Below are 16,500 nucleotides of genomic sequence, written 5' to 3' on the forward strand. Positions count from 1 at the left end.
AAGGGCGCCGGGCATGTGGCCGGCGCCCTTCCCTCACTGGTCGAGGAGTCCGTACCGCATCGCGCTCGTCACGGCGGCCGTCCGGTCGGCGACTCCCAACTTGCCGAAGACGCGCAGGAGATGGGTCTTCACCGTCGACTCGCCGATGAACAGCCTGCGCCCGATCTCCGCGTTCGTGCAGCCCTCCGCCACCAGGCGCAGCACCGCCGTCTCGCGCTCCGAGAGCCGCGGACGTTCCGGTCTGGTGCGCAACTGGTCGACCAGGCGGGCGGCGACCGTGGGAGCCAGGACGGTCTCGCCGCGTGCGGCGGCCCGTACGGACTCGGCCAGTTCGGCCCGGGGCAGGTCCTTGAGGAGATAACCCGCCGCGCCCGCCTCCACGGCCCGCAGGATGTCCCCGTCCGTCTCGTACGTCGTCAGGACGATGATCCGGCAGGGCAGCCCCGCCTCCGTCATCCGCCCGATCGACTCCACGCCCGAGCCGCCCGGCATCCGCAGGTCCATCAGCACGATGTCGGGCCGGAGCGCCGCGGCCAGCGCCTCCGCCTGCGGCCCGCTGGACGCGTCCGCGATCACCTCCAGGTCCGGCTCCGCCGTCAGCATGGCCCGCAGGCCCTCCCGTACGACGGGGTGGTCGTCGGCCAGGATGATCCGGATCATGAACAGCTCCTCGGGGGTGGTACGGGCAGGCGGACGGTGACCGTGGTGCCGCCGCCGGGCGCGCTGTGCACCCCGACCGTCCCGCCGACCTCGGCGGCGCGGGCGCGGAGCCCCGCCAGACCGTAGCCGTCACAGACGGCCCCCGGGTCGAAGCCGTCGCCGTCGTCCCGCACGACGAGGGTGAGGCTGTCGTCGGCGTAGCCGAGTTCGATACCCACCGTCGCCGAACTTCCGGCGTGCTTACGGCAGTTCGTGAGCGCCTCCTGGCACGCGCGCAGGGCGACGACCTCGGGGCCCGCGGGCAGCGGACGGACCGGGCCGGTCACGTCGAGCTCGGCGGAGTGCCGGGTCGCCAGCCGGAACAGGGCGTCCGGCAGCGTCGCACCGTCCAGGTCGGCCGGAGTGCCGCCGGCGACCAGGGCCCGGGCCTCGGCGAGGTTCAGCCGGGCCGTCTCGTCCATCAGGGCCAGATGGCGGCGGGCCTGCGGCACGTCATGGTCGAGCTCGGCCTCGACGGCCTGGACCAGCATCAGCAGGCTGGTGAAGCCCTGCGCGAGGGTGTCGTGGATCTCCCGGGCCATCCGCTCCCGCTCGGCCAGCGCCCCGTGCGCCGCCGACAGCCGCGAGACCTCGTGCCGGCTGGAGTCCAACTCGGCGATCAGCGCCGCCCGTTCCTGGCTCTGCTCGATGATCCGGATGACATAGCTGCCGACGGCCACCGAGAAGACCAGGGTGACGACGGCGAACATGCCGTTGAAGAAGACGTCCTGGTCGCTCGGCCACCACAGCAGTGCCCAGCCCACCACGGGCGCGAGGTTGATCACGGCCACGGCGGTCAGCGCCCACCGCATCCGCAGCGTCATGAAGCACTGCGGGACGAGCGCGAAGGTCATCAGCCGGGTCTCGCCGACCAGGATCGCCGAGGGCAGGAACAGCGCCATCATCGCGCCGAGGTAGATGAGAGCCTCGCGCCCGAGGGGCGGATCCTGCTGGAGCAGGGGCCGCCCGACCCGTACGAAGAGCGGGACCAGCGGCACCAGCAGCGCCGCCGCGGTGACGCGGACCGGCCACCCCGGGTGTCCCGTGCCCAGCACGAACACCAGGGTGGCCAGCCAGATCAGCGCGAAGTAGGTGTCCCAGAGCCGGAAGGAGCGGTCCCAGGAGTACGCGCCCACGGCGTCCGCCGGACCGTTCACCCGTCGCGCCGGTTCTTCCACCGGAAGGTCAGCAGACACAGCAGCAATCCTCCGACGCACCACGCCCCCAGCACCAGGGCGGTGCGCCCGAACTCCCAGCCGCCGGCCTGCTCCAGGACCTGCGCCGAGTCCGGCAGGAACACCCCGCGCAGCCCCTGGCACATCCACTTCAGCGGGAACAGCGCGCCGATGTTCAGCATCCAGTCGGGGATCGTGTCGATCGCGATGTACACCCCGGAGATGAACTGCAGGACCAGGAAGGGCAGGACGACCACGGAACTCGCGCTCTTGGCGGACTTGGGCACCGAACTGATCGCGATGCCGAGCAGCGCGCACGCCGTGAGGCCGAGCACGAAGATCCAGCCGAAGGCGAACCACCGGCCGGCGTCCGACGGCAGGTCGACGTCGTACAGCGTGGTGCCGACGAGCAGCAGGATCGCCGTCTCCAGGACGCCGGTGACGAGAACCAGCCAGATCTTGCCGAGGAAGTACGCCGCCGGCGGCATCGGTGTCCCGCGCAGTCGGCGCAGCACCTTCTCGTCCCGCTCGACGGCGATCGAGACACCGAGCGACTGGAAGCTCGTCGACATGATGCCGGCGGCCATCATCGCCGGGACGTACAGCTGCGAGGCCTTGATGCCCGCCCCCTCCACGTCGTCGCTGAAGATCGACGCGAACAGGAACAGGAAGACCACCGGGAAGGCGAAGGTGAACACCACCTGGTCGCGCTGGCGGAAGAACTGCCTGATCTCGAGGGAGCCCCGCCGGAGCCCGAGCCCCCAGACGCCGGGCAGCCGCTCCGCGCGGGCGTCGGTCCGGGACCGTACCGCGGTCGTGGTCATCGCGCGTCCTCCTGTCCGGTGAGCCGGAGGTAGACGTCCTCCAGCGTGGGGCGGCTGACCTGGAGGCCCGGGATCTCGCCGTCGAAGCGGCGCATCAGCTCGGCGACCGTCCTGGTCGGGGTGTCGGTGTGCTCCGCGCGCGGGGCGCCGTCCGGCTCGGTCCACTCGACGGTGGCGCCGGAGCCGTACCGTTCCCGCAGAGCGGCCGGCTCGCCCTCGGCGACGACCTTGCCCCGGGAGACCACGGCCAGCCGGTCGGCGAGCGCCTCGGCCTCCTCCAGGTAGTGCGTGGTGAGCAGGATCGTCGTGCCCTCGCCGGACAGCCTGCGGATCAGGTCCCAGAACTGACGCCGGGCCGCCGGGTCGAAACCGGTCGTCGGCTCGTCCAGGAGCAGCAGCTCGGGGTCTCCGATCACCCCGAGCGCCACGTCGAGGCGCCGGCGCTGGCCGCCCGACAGGGCCTTGATCCGGCTGCCCGCCTTCGCCTCCAGACCGACCAGACCGATGACCTCCTCGGGGTCCCGCGGCCGCGGGTAGTAGCGGGCGAAATGCCGGACGGTTTCCGCGACCGTCAACTCGGCGGGCGCGGATTCGTCCTGCCAGACGATTCCCACACGGGATCGCCACGCGCGCGTGCCGTGCGCCGGGTCCACGCCGAGCACGGACACCTCACCCGCGTCCCGGCCACGGTTGCCCTGGAGGATCTCCACCGTGGTGCTCTTGCCCGCGCCGTTGGGCCCGAGCAGGCCGAAGACCTCGCCCCTGCGGATGCCCAGATCGATCCCGTCGACCGCGGTCACGTCGCCGTACCGCTTGCGCAACCCTCGAACGTCCACCGCGCGTTCGCTCGCCTGTGTGGTCATGCCCACGAGCCTCGGCCGGAACCGAACGCTCAGGGACGACCGTGCGTACTTCCTTATGTCCACCGAACGGTGGACAAGCCTCCGCGTGCGGCACAATGGCCCCTGCCCGAAGAAGGTCCAACTCTCAAGCAGACGGATCGGCGTGATGAGCAAGACCACAGTGAAAAACGTCTCCACGGAGCCCGAGCCCTCGTCGGCGAGCGCCGACGCCGCGCCCCGTACGGTGGGCGGCAGCCGTGCCTTCGCCCTGCTGCTGGTGATCACCGGCGCCGCCGGACTGCTCGCCGCGTGGGTCATCACGATCGACAAGTTCAAGATCCTCGAGGGCAAGGTCAGCGGCAAGACGTTCACGCCGAGCTGCTCCCTCAACCCGATCGTCTCCTGCGGCAGCGTGATGGAGAGCAAGCAGGCGGCCGCCTTCGGGTTCCCCAACCCGATGCTCGGCCTCGTCTGCTACGGCATCGTCATCTGCGTCGGCGTGAGCCTGCTGACGCGCGCCACCTTCCCGCGCTGGTACTGGCTCACCTTCAACTTCGGCACGCTCTTCGGCGTGGCCTTCGTCACCTGGCTGCAGTTCCAGTCGCTGTACCGGATCAACGCCCTGTGCCTGTGGTGCTCGCTGGCCTGGGTCGCGACGATCACGATGTTCTGGTACGTGACCTCGTTCAACGTCCGCAACGACCTGCTGCCGTCGCCGGGCTGGCTCAAGCGCTTCCTCTCCGAGTTCACCTGGGTCCTGCCGGTCACCCACTGCGGCATCATCGCGATGCTGATCCTGACCCGCTGGGGCGACAAGCTCTGGGCCTGAGCCTCAGGCGTTGTCAGTGGCGTGACATAGGGTTTTGAACGTGGAGCCCGATCTGTTCACCGCCGCGGCGGAAGAGCGCCAGGAGAAGGACCCGGCCGGCAGCCCCCTGGCGGTCCGGATGCGCCCGCGCACCCTCGACGAGGTGGTGGGCCAGCAGCACCTGCTCAAGCCGGGCTCGCCGCTGCGCAGACTGGTCGGCGAGGGCAGCGGTGGCCCCGCCGGACCCTCCTCGGTGATCCTCTGGGGCCCGCCCGGCACCGGCAAGACGACCCTGGCGTACGTCGTCTCCAAGGCCACCAACAAGCGTTTCGTGGAGCTCTCCGCGATCACCGCCGGCGTCAAGGAGGTCCGCGCGGTCATCGACGGCGCCCGCCGCGCCACCGGCGGCTTCGGCAAGGAGACCGTCCTCTTCCTCGACGAGATCCACCGCTTCAGCAAGGCCCAGCAGGACTCCCTGCTCCCCGCGGTCGAGAACCGCTGGGTGACCCTGATCGCGGCGACCACCGAGAACCCGTACTTCTCGATCATCTCCCCGCTGCTGTCCCGGTCCCTGCTGCTGACCCTCGAACCCCTCAGCGACGACGACGTCAGAGGACTGCTGAAGCGGGCGCTGAGCGACGAGCGCGGCCTGAAGGACGCCGTCGCCCTGCCCGTGGACACCGAGGACCACCTCCTGCGGATCGCCGGCGGCGACGCCCGCCGTGCCCTGACCGCCCTGGAGGCCGCCGCCGGGGCCGCGCTCGACAAGGGCGAGCCGGAGGTCTCCCTCACCACACTGGAGGAGACGGTCGACCGCGCGGCCGTGAAGTACGACCGCGACGGCGACCAGCACTACGACGTGGCCAGCGCCCTCATCAAGTCCATCAGGGGCTCCGACGTCGACGCGGCCCTGCACTACCTGGCCCGCATGATCGAGGCCGGCGAGGACCCCCGCTTCATCGCCCGCCGCCTCATGATCTCCGCCAGCGAGGACATCGGCCTGGCCGACCCGAACGCCTTGCCGACAGCCGTCGCCGCCGCCCAGGCCGTGGCGATGATCGGCTTCCCGGAGGCCGCGCTGACGTTGAGCCACGCCACCATCGCGCTCGCCCTGGCCCCGAAGTCCAACGCCGCGACCATGGCGATCGGCGCCGCCATGGAGGACGTACGCAAAGGGCTGGCCGGGCCGGTGCCACCGCATCTGCGCGACGGGCACTACAAGGGCGCCGCCAAGCTCGGGCACGCCCAGGGGTATGTCTACCCGCACGACCTGCCCGAGGGAATCGCCGAGCAGCAGTACGCGCCGGACGCCATCAAGGACCGCGAGTACTACGAACCCACCCGGCACGGCGCCGAGGCCCGGTACGCGGACGCCGTGGAGTGGACCCGCAAGCACCTCGGTCGCAAGCGGCCCTGAGCACCCTGTAGAATCCCTCGAAGTGCTGTGTCCCGTGCAGTCAGAACGGGACGGTCAGCCGGAGCCCCTAGTGGGTTCCAGGAGCGTCGCGCACCGTTCGAATGGTGTCGCGGGCAGCCCACCACCGCTCGTCGTACGACGGGAAAGGTCGGTGGGCCACTCGCGTGCTGCACGTATGTGCCCAGACCAGGGGAGCGGCTGCCCACCAGGTCCTTCGCGGACCCGGCGGGTTTCCCCGGCTGCGGATGCGACCTCCCATAACTCTGACGAGCCGAACACAAGAGATGAGAGATTGTGGCGAACCAGCCCCGCCCCAAGGTCAAGAAGTCGCGTGCCCTCGGCATCGCGCTGACCCCGAAGGCCGTCAAGTACTTCGAGGCCCGTCCCTACCCCCCGGGTGAGCACGGCCGTGGCCGCAAGCAGAACTCGGACTACAAGGTCCGTCTGCTCGAGAAGCAGCGTCTGCGTGCGCAGTACGACGTGTCCGAGCGTCAGCTCGTCCGCGCCTACGAGCGTGCCTCCAAGGTTCAGGGCAAGACCGGTGAGGCCCTGATCATCGAGCTCGAGCGTCGTCTCGACGCGCTGGTCCTGCGTTCGGGCATCGCCCGCACGATCTACCAGGCCCGCCAGATGGTCGTCCACGGCCACATCGAGGTCAACGGTCAGAAGGTCGACAAGCCGTCCTTCCGCGTCCGTCCCGACGACGTCGTGATGGTCCGCGAGCGCAGCCGCGAGAAGACCCTCTTCTCGATCGCCCGTGAGGGCGGCTTCGCCCCCGACGGCGAGACCCCGCGCTACCTCCAGGTGAACCTCCGCGCCCTGGCCTTCCGCCTGGACCGCGAGCCGAACCGCAAGGAGATCCCGGTGATCTGCGACGAGCAGCTCGTCGTCGAGTACTACGCCCGCTGATCACCGGCAGGCCGTAGGACACGCACCACTTCAGCCCGCCGTCTCCCCGCCCTTCCGGGTGGGCGAGGCGGCGGGTTGCTGCATGTCGAGGGTCGCTTCGGTGTACCGCACGGAGCCCCGCGGTGCCGGCAGCCCGTCGAGCTGACGGGCGCGGCCCAGTGCCCGGGACACCGCGGCCTCCCGGCCGAGCGCCCGGCCCTGTCGTACACACTCCTCGAACCGCTCGTCGCCCAGCCCTTCCCGGGCCGTCGCCTCGCACAGCTCGTGCGGGGCGTTGTAGCAGGCGGAGCCGAACAGGGGGAGGCCCACCGACGGCCACAGCGCGGCCGCCGCCCCCTGGAGCACGGCGGCCTCGGCCGCGTCGCCCTGTGTGACCGTGACCAGGGCGAGGAGCTCGATCGACAGCACTGAGCCCAGCAGGTCGTGGAAGGCGTACGCGCAGGCCAGACAGTCGGTGAGCAGCTCACGCGCGCGTGCCGCGTCGCCCCCGCTCCAGGCCGCGTAGGCCAGGACGTACAGCGCGTACGACCGCGCCCACCGCTCGCCGTGGTCCTCGCACACCCGGCGTACGTCCTCGCACAGCCGCACCGCGTCCGGCAGGTCGCCCAGGAAGGCGCGGGCCATCGCCAGCTCGACCTGGGCCATCAGCACGTTGCTGTTGAGCTCGCCGATCTCCTGGCAGCGCTCCAGCGAGGAGCGCAGGAGTGCCTCCGCGCGAGGCAGGTCGTCCGAGACGAGCGCCAGACAGCCCGTGCGGTGCTCGGCGTACGCCACCGCCGTCGGATTCGCGGACCGCGCCGCCTCCAGACGGCACTCCTGCAGCGCCGCCAGCGCCGGCACGGTGTCGCCCTGGAGGATCGCCACATAGCCGAGGACCCACAGGGCCTTCAGGCGGGCGTGCTCATGACCCGGCTCCAGTTCGAGGCTGCGCTCCAGCCAGTGCCGCCCCTCCGAGAGCCGGCCGCAACCCACCCAGCAGAACCAGAGGGAGCCCGCAAGATGCTGCCCAGCTCTGCCCCGTCCGGTTCACCCAGGCAGTACTCCAGGGCACAGCGCAGGTTCGGCAGCTCGGCCTCGATCCGCGCGGCCACCTCGTTCTGGCGCGGGGAGCACCAGTCCAGCTCGCACCAGGTGGCCAGGCCCACGTACCAGTCGCGGTGCCGTCGGCGCAGCCGGACCGCGTCGCCCGTCGCCTCCAGCCACTCGGCGCCGTACGCCCGGACCGTGTCGAGCATCCGGTAGCGCACGCCGGTCGCGGACTCCTCGCGGGCCACCACCGACTGGGCGAGCAGGGCGGACAGGACGTCGAGGACGTCGTCGGAGTGCAGACCGCCGCCGCTGCACACGTACTCGGCGGCCTCCAGGTCGAACTGCCCAGCGAACACCGACAGCCGCGACCACAGCAACCGCTCCTCGGGCGTGCACAGTTCATGGCTCCAGCCGATCGCCGTGCGCAGCGTCCGATGGCGGGGCAGCGCGTCCCGGCCGCCGCCCGTCAGCAGCCGGAACCGGTCGTCGAGCCGCTCCAGCAACTGCCCGGGAACAGCGCCCCCAGCCGGCCCGCGGCCAGCTCGATCGCCAGGGGAATGCCGTCCAGGCGCCGGCACAGCTCCCGTACGTGCGGATCGCCGGCGGCTCTCACCCCCTGCCGCCCGGCCCGCTCCGCGAACAGTTCCACGGCCTCGTCGTCGCCCAGCGGGCCCAGCGCGAAGACCTGCTCGCCGGAGACGGCCAGCGGCCGACGTCCCGCGGCGAGGACGGCCAGACCCGGCAGCTGCCCCAGCAGGTCGACGACGAGGGCCGCGCACGCGTCCACCAGGTGCTCGAAACCGTCGAGCACCAGCAGTGGTTGACGCCCCGCCAGGTGGGCCAGGAGCGTCTCGCGCGGCAGCCGCGTGGTGTGGTCCGTCAGACCCGGCGACTCCACGACGGCGTGGTCGACGAACTCCGGATCGCGTACGGCGGCCGGCTCGATCCGCCACACACCGTCCGGCGGGGCGCACCGGCCGCCCGCCACCCGTGCCGCGAGCCGGGACTTGCCGATCCCGCCGGGGCCCGTCACCGTGACCAGCCGCGAGGTGTCGAGGGCCCGTGCCAGCCCCGGGAGTTCCGCGCGCCGGCCCACGAAGCCGTCGAGCTCCAGCGGGAGATTGCCGTTCACCTCGGTGTCGTCGGGCCGATGACTGCGCATGGGGCACGGAGCGTACTGAAGCGGGTGCACTGCGTACAATCGCCCAGAGCAACTCGCCTGCGTGCGCGGGGTGATCCGGTGCGGACCGCCGTCCGAGGCGCGATAGGCTCGGCGGAGACTTTTTCCATAGACAGCACGTATTCAGGGAGCGGGTGCACACAGTGTCCGGTGGAGAGGTTGCCGGGATCCTGGTGGCCGTCTTCTGGGCGATCCTGGTCTCCTTCCTCGCCGTCGCGCTGGCGAGGCTGGCCCAGACGCTCAAGGCGACCACCAAGCTCGTGGCGGACGTGACCGACCAGGCCGTCCCGCTGCTGGCCGAGGCCTCCACGGCGGTGCGCTCCGCGCAGACCCAGATCGAGCGGGTCGACGCGATCGCCTCGGACGTCCAGGAGGTCACGTCGAACGCCTCCGCGCTGTCCACCACCGTGGCCTCCACCTTCGGCGGCCCCCTGGTCAAGGTCGCGGCCTTCGGCTACGGCGTGCGCCGGGCCCTCGGTGGCCGCAAGGATGATGTGCCCGTGAAGGCCTCCCGGCGTACCGTGATCGTGGGTCGGGCGGTTTCCCGGGGCCGTGGGAAGAGGGACTGAGGTTCAGGATGTTCCGCCGCACTTTCTGGTTCAGCTCGGGCGTGGCCGCCGGTGTCTGGGCCACCACCAAGGTCAATCGCAGGCTGAAGCAGCTGACCCCCGAGAACCTCGCCGTCACGGCGGCCAACAAGGCGATCGAGACGGGCGCCCGCCTCAAGGACCGCGCGGTCGGCTTCGCGCTCGACGTCCGCGACAACATGGCCCAGCGGGAGGCCGAGCTGACGGACGCGCTCGGCATCCGCGAGAGTCCCGAACTGCCCGCACCCAGGCGCGTCGCCGCCATCGAGAACACGACGTACACCACGAACTCGCACAACCGGAATGAGGACCACTGATGGAGTCGGCCGAGATTCGCCGCCGCTGGCTGAGCTTCTTCGAGGAGCGCGGGCACACCGTCGTCCCTTCGGCGTCGCTCATCGCGGACGACCCGACTCTGCTCCTCGTCCCGGCCGGCATGGTGCCCTTCAAGCCCTACTTCCTGGGTGAGGTCAAGCCGCCCTTCGCGCGCGCCACCAGCGTGCAGAAGTGCGTGCGCACGCCCGACATCGAAGAGGTCGGCAAGACCACCCGGCACGGCACGTTCTTCCAGATGTGCGGCAACTTCTCCTTCGGCGACTACTTCAAGGAAGGCGCCATCAAGCACGCCTGGGAGCTGCTCACCAGCCCCCAGGACAAGGGTGGTTACGGCCTGGAGCCGGAGAAGCTCTGGATCACCGTCTACAAGGACGACGACGAGGCCGAGCGCATCTGGCACGAGGTCGTCGGCGTGCCGAAGGAGCGCATCCAGCGCCTCGGCATGAAGGACAACTACTGGTCCATGGGCGTCCCCGGACCCTGCGGCCCCTGTTCCGAGATCAACTACGACCGCGGCCCCGAGTTCGGCGTCGAGGGCGGCCCCGCCGTCAACGACGAGCGGTACGTGGAGATCTGGAACCTCGTCTTCATGCAGTACGAGCGTGGCGAGGGCATCGGCAAGGACAACTTCGAGATCCTCGGCGAGCTCCCCAGCAAGAACATCGACACCGGCCTCGGACTCGAGCGCCTCGCGATGATCCTGCAGGGCGTGCAGAACATGTACGAGATCGACACGTCCATGGCCGTCATCGACAAGGCCACCGAGCTGACCGGCGTGGCCTATGGCGACGCCCACGACTCGGACGTGTCCCTGCGCGTGGTCACCGACCACATGCGCACGTCCGTCATGCTCATCGGCGACGGAGTCACCCCCGGCAACGAGGGCCGCGGTTACGTCCTGCGCCGCATCATGCGCCGGGCCATCCGCAACATGCGCCTGCTCGGTGCCACCGGTCCGGTCGTGCTCGACCTGGTCGACACCGTGATCGCCATGATGGGCCAGCAGTACCCGGAGCTCGTCACCGACCGCGAGCGCATCGAGAAGGTCGCCGTCGCCGAGGAGAACGCCTTCCTCAAGACGCTGAAGGCCGGCACCAACATCCTCGACACCGCGGTCACCGAGACCAAGCAGGCCGGTGGCAAGGTCCTCGCCGGGGACAAGGCGTTCCTGCTCCACGACACCTGGGGCTTCCCGATCGACCTCACCCTGGAGATGGCCGCCGAGCAGGGGCTCTCCGTGGACGAGGACGGCTTCCGCCGCCTGATGAAGGAGCAGCGGGAGCGCGCCAAGGCCGACGCCCAGGGCAAGAAGACCGGCCACGCCGGCGCGGGCGCCTACCGTGCGATCGCCGACCAGGCCGGTGAGACCGAGTTCCTCGGCTACTCGGACACCGAGAGCGAGTCCACGATCGTCGGCATCCTCGTCGACGGCGCCTCCTCCCCGGCCGCCACCGAGGGCGACGAGGTCGAGATCGTCCTCGACCGCACCCCGTTCTACGCCGAGGGCGGCGGCCAGATCGGCGACACCGGCCGCATCAAGGTCGACTCCGGTGCCGTCATCGAGGTCCGGGACTGCCAGAAGCCGGTCCCGGGCGTCTACGTCCACAAGGGCGTCGTCCAGTTCGGCGAGGTGACCGTCGGAGCCAAGGCCCACGCCTCCATCGACAACCGTCGGCGTACGGCCATCGCCCGCGCCCACTCGGCCACCCACCTCACCCACCAGGCGCTGCGGGACGCGCTCGGCCCGACGGCCGCCCAGGCCGGTTCCGAGAACCAGCCCGGCCGCTTCCGCTTCGACTTCGGTTCCCCGTCCGCCGTGCCCACGGCCGTGATGACCGACGTCGAGCAGAAGATCAACGAGGTGCTCGCCCGTGACCTCGACGTGCACGCCGAGATCCTGAGCCTGGACGAGGCCAAGAAGCAGGGCGCCATCGCCGAGTTCGGCGAGAAGTACGGCGAGCGGGTCCGCGTGGTGACCATCGGCGACTTCTCCAAGGAGCTGTGCGGCGGTACCCATGTGCACAACACCTCGCAGCTCGGCCTGGTCAAGCTGCTCGGTGAGTCGTCCATCGGCTCCGGCGTCCGGCGTATCGAGGCCCTCGTCGGTGTCGATGCCTACAACTTCCTCGCCCGTGAGCACACCGTCGTCGCCCAGCTTCAGGAGCTGATCAAGGGCCGCCCGGAGGAGCTTCCGGAGAAGGTCTCCGCCATGCTCGGCAAGCTGAAGGACGCCGAGAAGGAGATCGAGAAGTTCCGCGCGGAGAAGGTGCTCCAGGCCGCCGCCGGTCTCGCCGAGTCCGCCAAGGACGTCCGCGGGATCGCGGTCGTGACCGGTCAGGTCCCGGACGGCACCACCCCCGACGACCTGCGCAAGCTGGTCCTCGACGTGCGTGGCCGCATCCAGGGCGGCCGGGCCGCCGTGGTCGCCCTCTTCACCGTCAACAACGGCAAGCCGCTGACGGTCATCGCCACCAACGAACCCGCCCGCGAGCGTGGTCTGAAGGCCGGTGACCTGGTCCGCACGGCCGCCAAGACCCTCGGCGGCGGCGGTGGCGGCAAGCCGGACGTCGCCCAGGGCGGCGGCCAGAACCCGGCCGCGATCGGTGAGGCCGTGGACGCCGTGGAGCGCACGGTCGGGGAGACGGCCAAGTAATGCGCCGAGGCCGCAGGCTCGCGATCGACGTCGGGGACGCCCGTATCGGGGTCGCCTCGTGCGACCCCGACGGGATCCTCGCCACCCCGGTGGAGACGGTCCCGGGCCGGGACGTCCCGGCGGCCCACCGCCGGCTGAAGCAGCTGGTCGAGGAGTACGAACCGATCGAGGTCGTCGTCGGTCTCCCTCGCTCCCTCAAAGGGGGCGAGGGCCCGGCCGCCGTGAAGGTCCGCGGCTTCGTCCAGGAGCTCGCCCAGGGGATCACACCCGTACCGGTCAGGCTCGTCGACGAGCGGATGACCACCGTGACGGCAAGCCAGGGACTGCGCGCATCCGGAGTGAAATCCAAAAAGGGCAGATCGGTCATCGACCAGGCAGCGGCCGTGATCATTCTTCAGCAGGCCCTGGAATCCGAACGGGTGTCAGGTAAAGCACCCGGCGAGGGCGTCGAAGTGGTCATCTGATCGCGATACGGTAACGTTCCGCGCGATGCGGCGACATTCGAACAGTCACCGCACAGAAAGAGGCGGAGCGGGAGCCGAATCGTGGAAGCAGGAGACCGCCGCCTCGCGGCTCTAGGGGATCGATGACTGAGTATGGCCGGGGCGAAGGCTCCGAACCGTGGAATCCCGAGGACCCGTTGTACGGGGACGGTGGATGGGAGGGACAGCAGGCCCAGGCGGGCCAGCAGTCCCCCTACGGCGGCCAGCCGCAGCACTATCCGCAGCAGCCGCAGTACGACAACGGTGGCTGGGGCGACGGCCAGCAGGCCGCCTATGGTCAGGCGCAGCAGCAGTACCCGCAGCACGACGGCCAGTACGACCAGCACCAGCAGTACAACCACCAGTACGACCAGCAGCAGTACGGGCAGCAGCAGTACGACCAGCAGACGTATCAGGGTCAGCCGCAGCAGTCGTACGACAACAACGCCTGGGCGACGAACGGCCAGGCGCACGTCCCGTACCCCGCCGACCCGTCGGATCCCTACGGCCAGCAGGCCGCCGCGTACGGCGCGGAGCAGCAGGACTACTACGGCAGCCCGGACGCCTATCCGCCGCCGGAGCCGCCGAGCCGTCGGGGCGCCGAACCGGAGCCGCAGCAGACCGACTGGGATCCGGGCCCCGACCAGGGTGAACACGCCTTCTTCGCGGGCGGTGACGACGACCAGGACGAGACCGACGACCCCGACGAGGCACAGGGCGGCCGCGGCGACCGGCGGGGGCGCGGCGGCAAAGGGGCCAAGAAGCGCAAGAGCGGCTGCGCGTGTCTGGTGGTGCTGCTGGTGTTCGGCGGCGGCACCGCCGGCGTCGCGTACTTCGGGTACCAGTACTACAAGAATCGTTTCGGCGCGGCTCCGGACTATGCCGGGGGCGGGACGAGCCAGATGGTCACCGTCCAGATCCCCAAGGGCGCGGGCGGGTACGAGATCGGTCGTCTGCTCAAGGACGCCGACGTCGTCAAGAGCGTCGACGCTTTCGTTTCCGCCCAGGAGCAGAACTCCAAGGGGAATTCGATCCAGGCCGGCGCCTATCTCCTGAAGAAGGAGATGTCCGCCGAGAGTGCCGTGGCGATGATGCTCGACCCGAAGAGCCAGAACAACGTGCTGGTCGCTCCGGGGGTGCGGAACGCCACCGTCTACAAGAGGATCGACGAGAAACTCGATCTTGCTTCCGGTACCACCAAGAAAATCGCCGAACAGAAATACAAGAGCCTCGGGCTGCCGAGTTGGGCGAACGACAACCGGGATATCAAGGACCCTCTGGAGGGATTCCTTTACCCGGGCACCTATCCCGCGGCGAAGGGCATGAAGCCCGAATCGGTGCTGAAGGACATGGTCACCCAGGCCGCCGACAAGTACGCCGCGTACGGCCTGGAGGCCAAGGCCAAGGCGCTCAAGCTGGACAGTCCGCTCCAGGTCGTCACGGTCGCCAGCCTCGTCCAGGCCGAGGGCAAGACGGAGGACGACTACCGCAAGATGGCGGAGGTCGTCTACAACAGGCTCAACCTCGCGAACCCCGAGACCTACGGGTTCCTGCAGTTCGACTCGACCTTCAACTACGTGAAGAACGAGAGCAACATCGAGATCTCCGAGAAGGAGATCAACAGCAACAAGGACCCGTACAACACGTACACGAACAAGGGTCTGCCGCCCGGCCCGATCGACAACCCGGGCGACACCGCGATGAAGGCGACACTGGATCCCACCGACGACGGCTGGTACTACTTCGTCGCGACCGACGGTGTGAAGAAGACCGAATTCGCCAAGACTCATGCCGAATTCCTGCGGCTCAAGGAAAAGTTCAATGCAAGCACGGGCAGGTGAGGCCCGACGGGCCGCCGTTCTCGGCAAGCCCATCGCGCACTCCCTTTCGCCGGTCCTGCACCGCGCCGCCTACGAGGAGCTGGGGCTCACGGGCTGGTCGTACGACCGGTTCGAGCTCGACGAGGCCGCGCTGCCCGGGTTCGTCGAGCAGCTCGGACCCGAGTGGGCCGGGCTGTCGGTGACCATGCCGCTCAAGCGGGCGGTCATCCCGCTGCTCGACGGGATCAGCGAGACGGCCGCCTCGGTGGAGGCGGTCAACACGGTCGTGTTCACCGAGGACGGCCGCCGCCTCGGCGACAACACCGACATCCCGGGGATGGTCGCCGCCCTCAGGGAGCGGGGCATCGAACAGGTCGACTCGGCGGCGATCCTGGGTGCCGGTGCCACCGCCTCCTCCGCGCTCGCCGCGCTCGCCCGGATCTGCACCGGCGAGGTCGTCGCCTATGTGCGCAGCGAGGCCCGCGCGGCCGAGATGCGGCAGTGGGGGGAGCGTCTCGACGTCGAGGTCCGCACCGTGGACTGGGCGAACGCGGCCGAGGCCCTGAGCGCCCCGCTGGTGATCGCCACCACCCCCGCAGGGGCGACGGACGCCCTCGCCCACGCCGTGCCGGAGCGCCCCGCGGCCCTCTTCGACGTGCTCTACGACCCCTGGCCGACCGAGCTGGCGGCCCGCTGGTCGATGACCGGCGGCGCCGTGGTCAGCGGCCTCGACCTCCTCGTGCACCAGGCGGTGCTCCAGGTCGAGCAGATGACGGGCCGCGGGCCCGCGCCCGTGGAGGCCATGCGCAAGGCGGGCGAGCACGCGCTGGCGGCCCGCTGAGCCCTCGGCCCAGTGATTCGAGGGCACGGCAGGGGTGTCCACGTCCGTCTGCTGGACCTGTGACCGGCTGTCGCCGCCGGACGTGGGAGGATCGGAGGTGGCGGGCCGGGGCCGCGCACCTGGTCGCGCCGTTGCCGTACGCGAGGACGCGCGTAAGCAGGGCAGTACCAGGGCGCGAGCACTGAGGAGCACCGTTGAGCAGGTTGCGCTGGCTGACCGCGGGGGAGTCCCACGGTCCCGCACTCGTGGCGACGCTGGAGGGCCTTCCCGCCGGCGTGCCGATCACCACGGAGCTGGTGGCGGACCACCTGGCGAGGCGTCGGCTGGGCTATGGCCGTGGTGCCCGGATGAAGTTCGAGCAGGACCAGGTCACCTTCCTCGGTGGTGTGCGGCACGGTCTGTCCCTCGGTTCCCCGGTCGCGATCATGGTGGGCAACACCGAGTGGCCGAAGTGGGAGCAGGTCATGTCGGCCGACCCCATCGACCCGGAGATCCTCGCCGGACTCGCGCGCAACGCCCCGCTGACCCGGCCGCGCCCCGGCCACGCCGACCTGGCGGGCATGCAGAAGTACGGTTTCGACGAGGCCCGGCCGATCCTGGAGCGCGCCTCGGCGCGGGAGACGGCGGCCCGGGTGGCGCTGGGCGCGGTGGCCCGGTCGTACCTGAAGGAGACGGCCGGCATCGAGATCGTCAGCCATGTCGTGGAGCTGTGCTCGGTGAAGGCCCCGGCCGGTGTGTATCCGGCCCCGGCCGATGTGGAGAAGCTGGACGCCGACCCGCTGCGCTGCCTGGACGCGGACACCTCGAAGGCGATGGTGGCCGAGGTCGACCAGGCGCACAAGGACGGTGACACCCTGGGCGGTGTGGTGGAGATCCTGGCGTACGGCGTGCCGGTGGG

Annotated in this window: 14 protein-coding genes and 1 pseudogene; 10 read left to right on the forward strand and 5 right to left on the reverse strand. The window is 70.3% G+C overall.

The window, feature by feature from the left end; genetic code table 11:
• Window positions 1-33: 33 nt before the first annotated feature.
• From ABZT06_RS43675 to ABZT06_RS43690, 4 genes are read right to left on the reverse strand one after another with little or no spacing between them, the layout of a single operon-like run.
• On the reverse strand, window positions 34-660 hold the full coding sequence (locus ABZT06_RS43675) for a response regulator transcription factor (protein ID WP_355753890.1): 627 nt from the start codon (window positions 658-660) through the stop codon (window positions 34-36).
• Window positions 657-1,895, reverse strand: a complete 1,239-nt coding sequence (locus ABZT06_RS43680; RefSeq protein ID WP_355753893.1) for a sensor histidine kinase — start codon at window positions 1,893-1,895, stop codon at window positions 657-659. Before ABZT06_RS43680 ends, ABZT06_RS43675 begins: the two co-directional genes overlap by 4 nt.
• A complete protein-coding gene (locus ABZT06_RS43685) occupies window positions 1,853-2,698 on the reverse strand; it encodes an ABC transporter permease (protein ID WP_355753896.1) in 846 nt (281 codons plus the stop codon). Before ABZT06_RS43685 ends, ABZT06_RS43680 begins: the two co-directional genes overlap by 43 nt.
• Window positions 2,695-3,561 carry an ABC transporter ATP-binding protein gene (locus tag ABZT06_RS43690; protein ID WP_355753898.1) on the reverse strand — a complete coding sequence of 289 codons (867 nt, stop codon included), beginning with the start codon at window positions 3,559-3,561 and terminating at the stop codon, window positions 2,695-2,697. The genes ABZT06_RS43685 and ABZT06_RS43690 overlap by 4 nt, the downstream gene beginning before the upstream one ends.
• 145 nt (window positions 3,562-3,706) lie before the next feature.
• Between ABZT06_RS43690 and ABZT06_RS43695 the strand changes: the two genes are divergently transcribed.
• The 3 genes from ABZT06_RS43695 (at window position 3,707) to rpsD (ending at window position 6,674) form a co-directional block, all read left to right on the forward strand.
• The gene (locus ABZT06_RS43695; protein WP_355753901.1) at window positions 3,707-4,369 is read left to right on the forward strand and encodes a vitamin K epoxide reductase family protein; all 663 of its coding nucleotides are present in this window, start codon (window positions 3,707-3,709) and stop codon (window positions 4,367-4,369) included.
• 40 nt (window positions 4,370-4,409) lie between these two features.
• The gene (locus tag ABZT06_RS43700) at window positions 4,410-5,765 is read left to right on the forward strand and encodes a replication-associated recombination protein A (protein ID WP_355753904.1); all 1,356 of its coding nucleotides are present in this window, start codon (window positions 4,410-4,412) and stop codon (window positions 5,763-5,765) included.
• 294 nt (window positions 5,766-6,059) lie between these two features.
• Complete coding sequence (gene rpsD / locus ABZT06_RS43705; protein ID WP_250076706.1) at window positions 6,060-6,674, forward strand: 30S ribosomal protein S4; 615 nt, start codon at window positions 6,060-6,062, stop codon at window positions 6,672-6,674.
• A 30-nt stretch (window positions 6,675-6,704) separates the two neighbouring features.
• Here the strand turns inward: rpsD and ABZT06_RS43710 are convergent.
• A pseudogene (locus ABZT06_RS43710) lies at window positions 6,705-8,865 on the reverse strand (regulator).
• Between the two features lie 152 nt (window positions 8,866-9,017).
• On the opposite strand from ABZT06_RS43710, the gene ABZT06_RS43715 reads away from it, so the two are divergent.
• The 7 genes from ABZT06_RS43715 to aroC form a co-directional block, all read left to right on the forward strand.
• Complete coding sequence (locus ABZT06_RS43715) at window positions 9,018-9,452, forward strand: DUF948 domain-containing protein (RefSeq protein ID WP_355753907.1); 435 nt, start codon at window positions 9,018-9,020, stop codon at window positions 9,450-9,452.
• An 8-nt stretch (window positions 9,453-9,460) separates the two neighbouring features.
• Window positions 9,461-9,787, forward strand: a complete 327-nt coding sequence (locus ABZT06_RS43720; RefSeq protein ID WP_355753910.1) for a hypothetical protein — start codon at window positions 9,461-9,463, stop codon at window positions 9,785-9,787.
• Entirely contained in the window at window positions 9,787-12,459 is a 2,673-nt protein-coding gene (gene alaS, locus ABZT06_RS43725) for an alanine--tRNA ligase (RefSeq protein WP_355753912.1), read from the forward strand. Before ABZT06_RS43720 ends, alaS begins: the two co-directional genes overlap by 1 nt.
• Entirely contained in the window at window positions 12,459-12,923 is a 465-nt protein-coding gene (gene ruvX, locus ABZT06_RS43730) for a Holliday junction resolvase RuvX (protein WP_355753914.1), read from the forward strand. The genes alaS and ruvX overlap by 1 nt, the downstream gene beginning before the upstream one ends.
• Before the next feature lie 122 nt (window positions 12,924-13,045).
• Complete coding sequence (gene mltG, locus ABZT06_RS43735; protein ID WP_355753915.1) at window positions 13,046-14,782, forward strand: endolytic transglycosylase MltG; 1,737 nt, start codon at window positions 13,046-13,048, stop codon at window positions 14,780-14,782.
• Window positions 14,763-15,602 (forward strand): shikimate dehydrogenase, encoded by an 840-nt coding sequence (locus ABZT06_RS43740; protein ID WP_355753917.1) that lies wholly within the window; start codon window positions 14,763-14,765, stop codon window positions 15,600-15,602. Before mltG ends, ABZT06_RS43740 begins: the two co-directional genes overlap by 20 nt.
• 194 nt (window positions 15,603-15,796) lie before the next feature.
• Window positions 15,797-16,500: chorismate synthase (gene aroC / locus ABZT06_RS43745; protein ID WP_355753920.1), on the forward strand; the 704-nt coding region annotated here is incomplete at its 3' end.

This window comes from Streptomyces sp. NPDC005483, from assembly GCF_040606035.1.
In the GTDB taxonomy this organism is placed as follows: Bacteria; Actinomycetota; Actinomycetes; order Streptomycetales; family Streptomycetaceae; genus Streptomyces.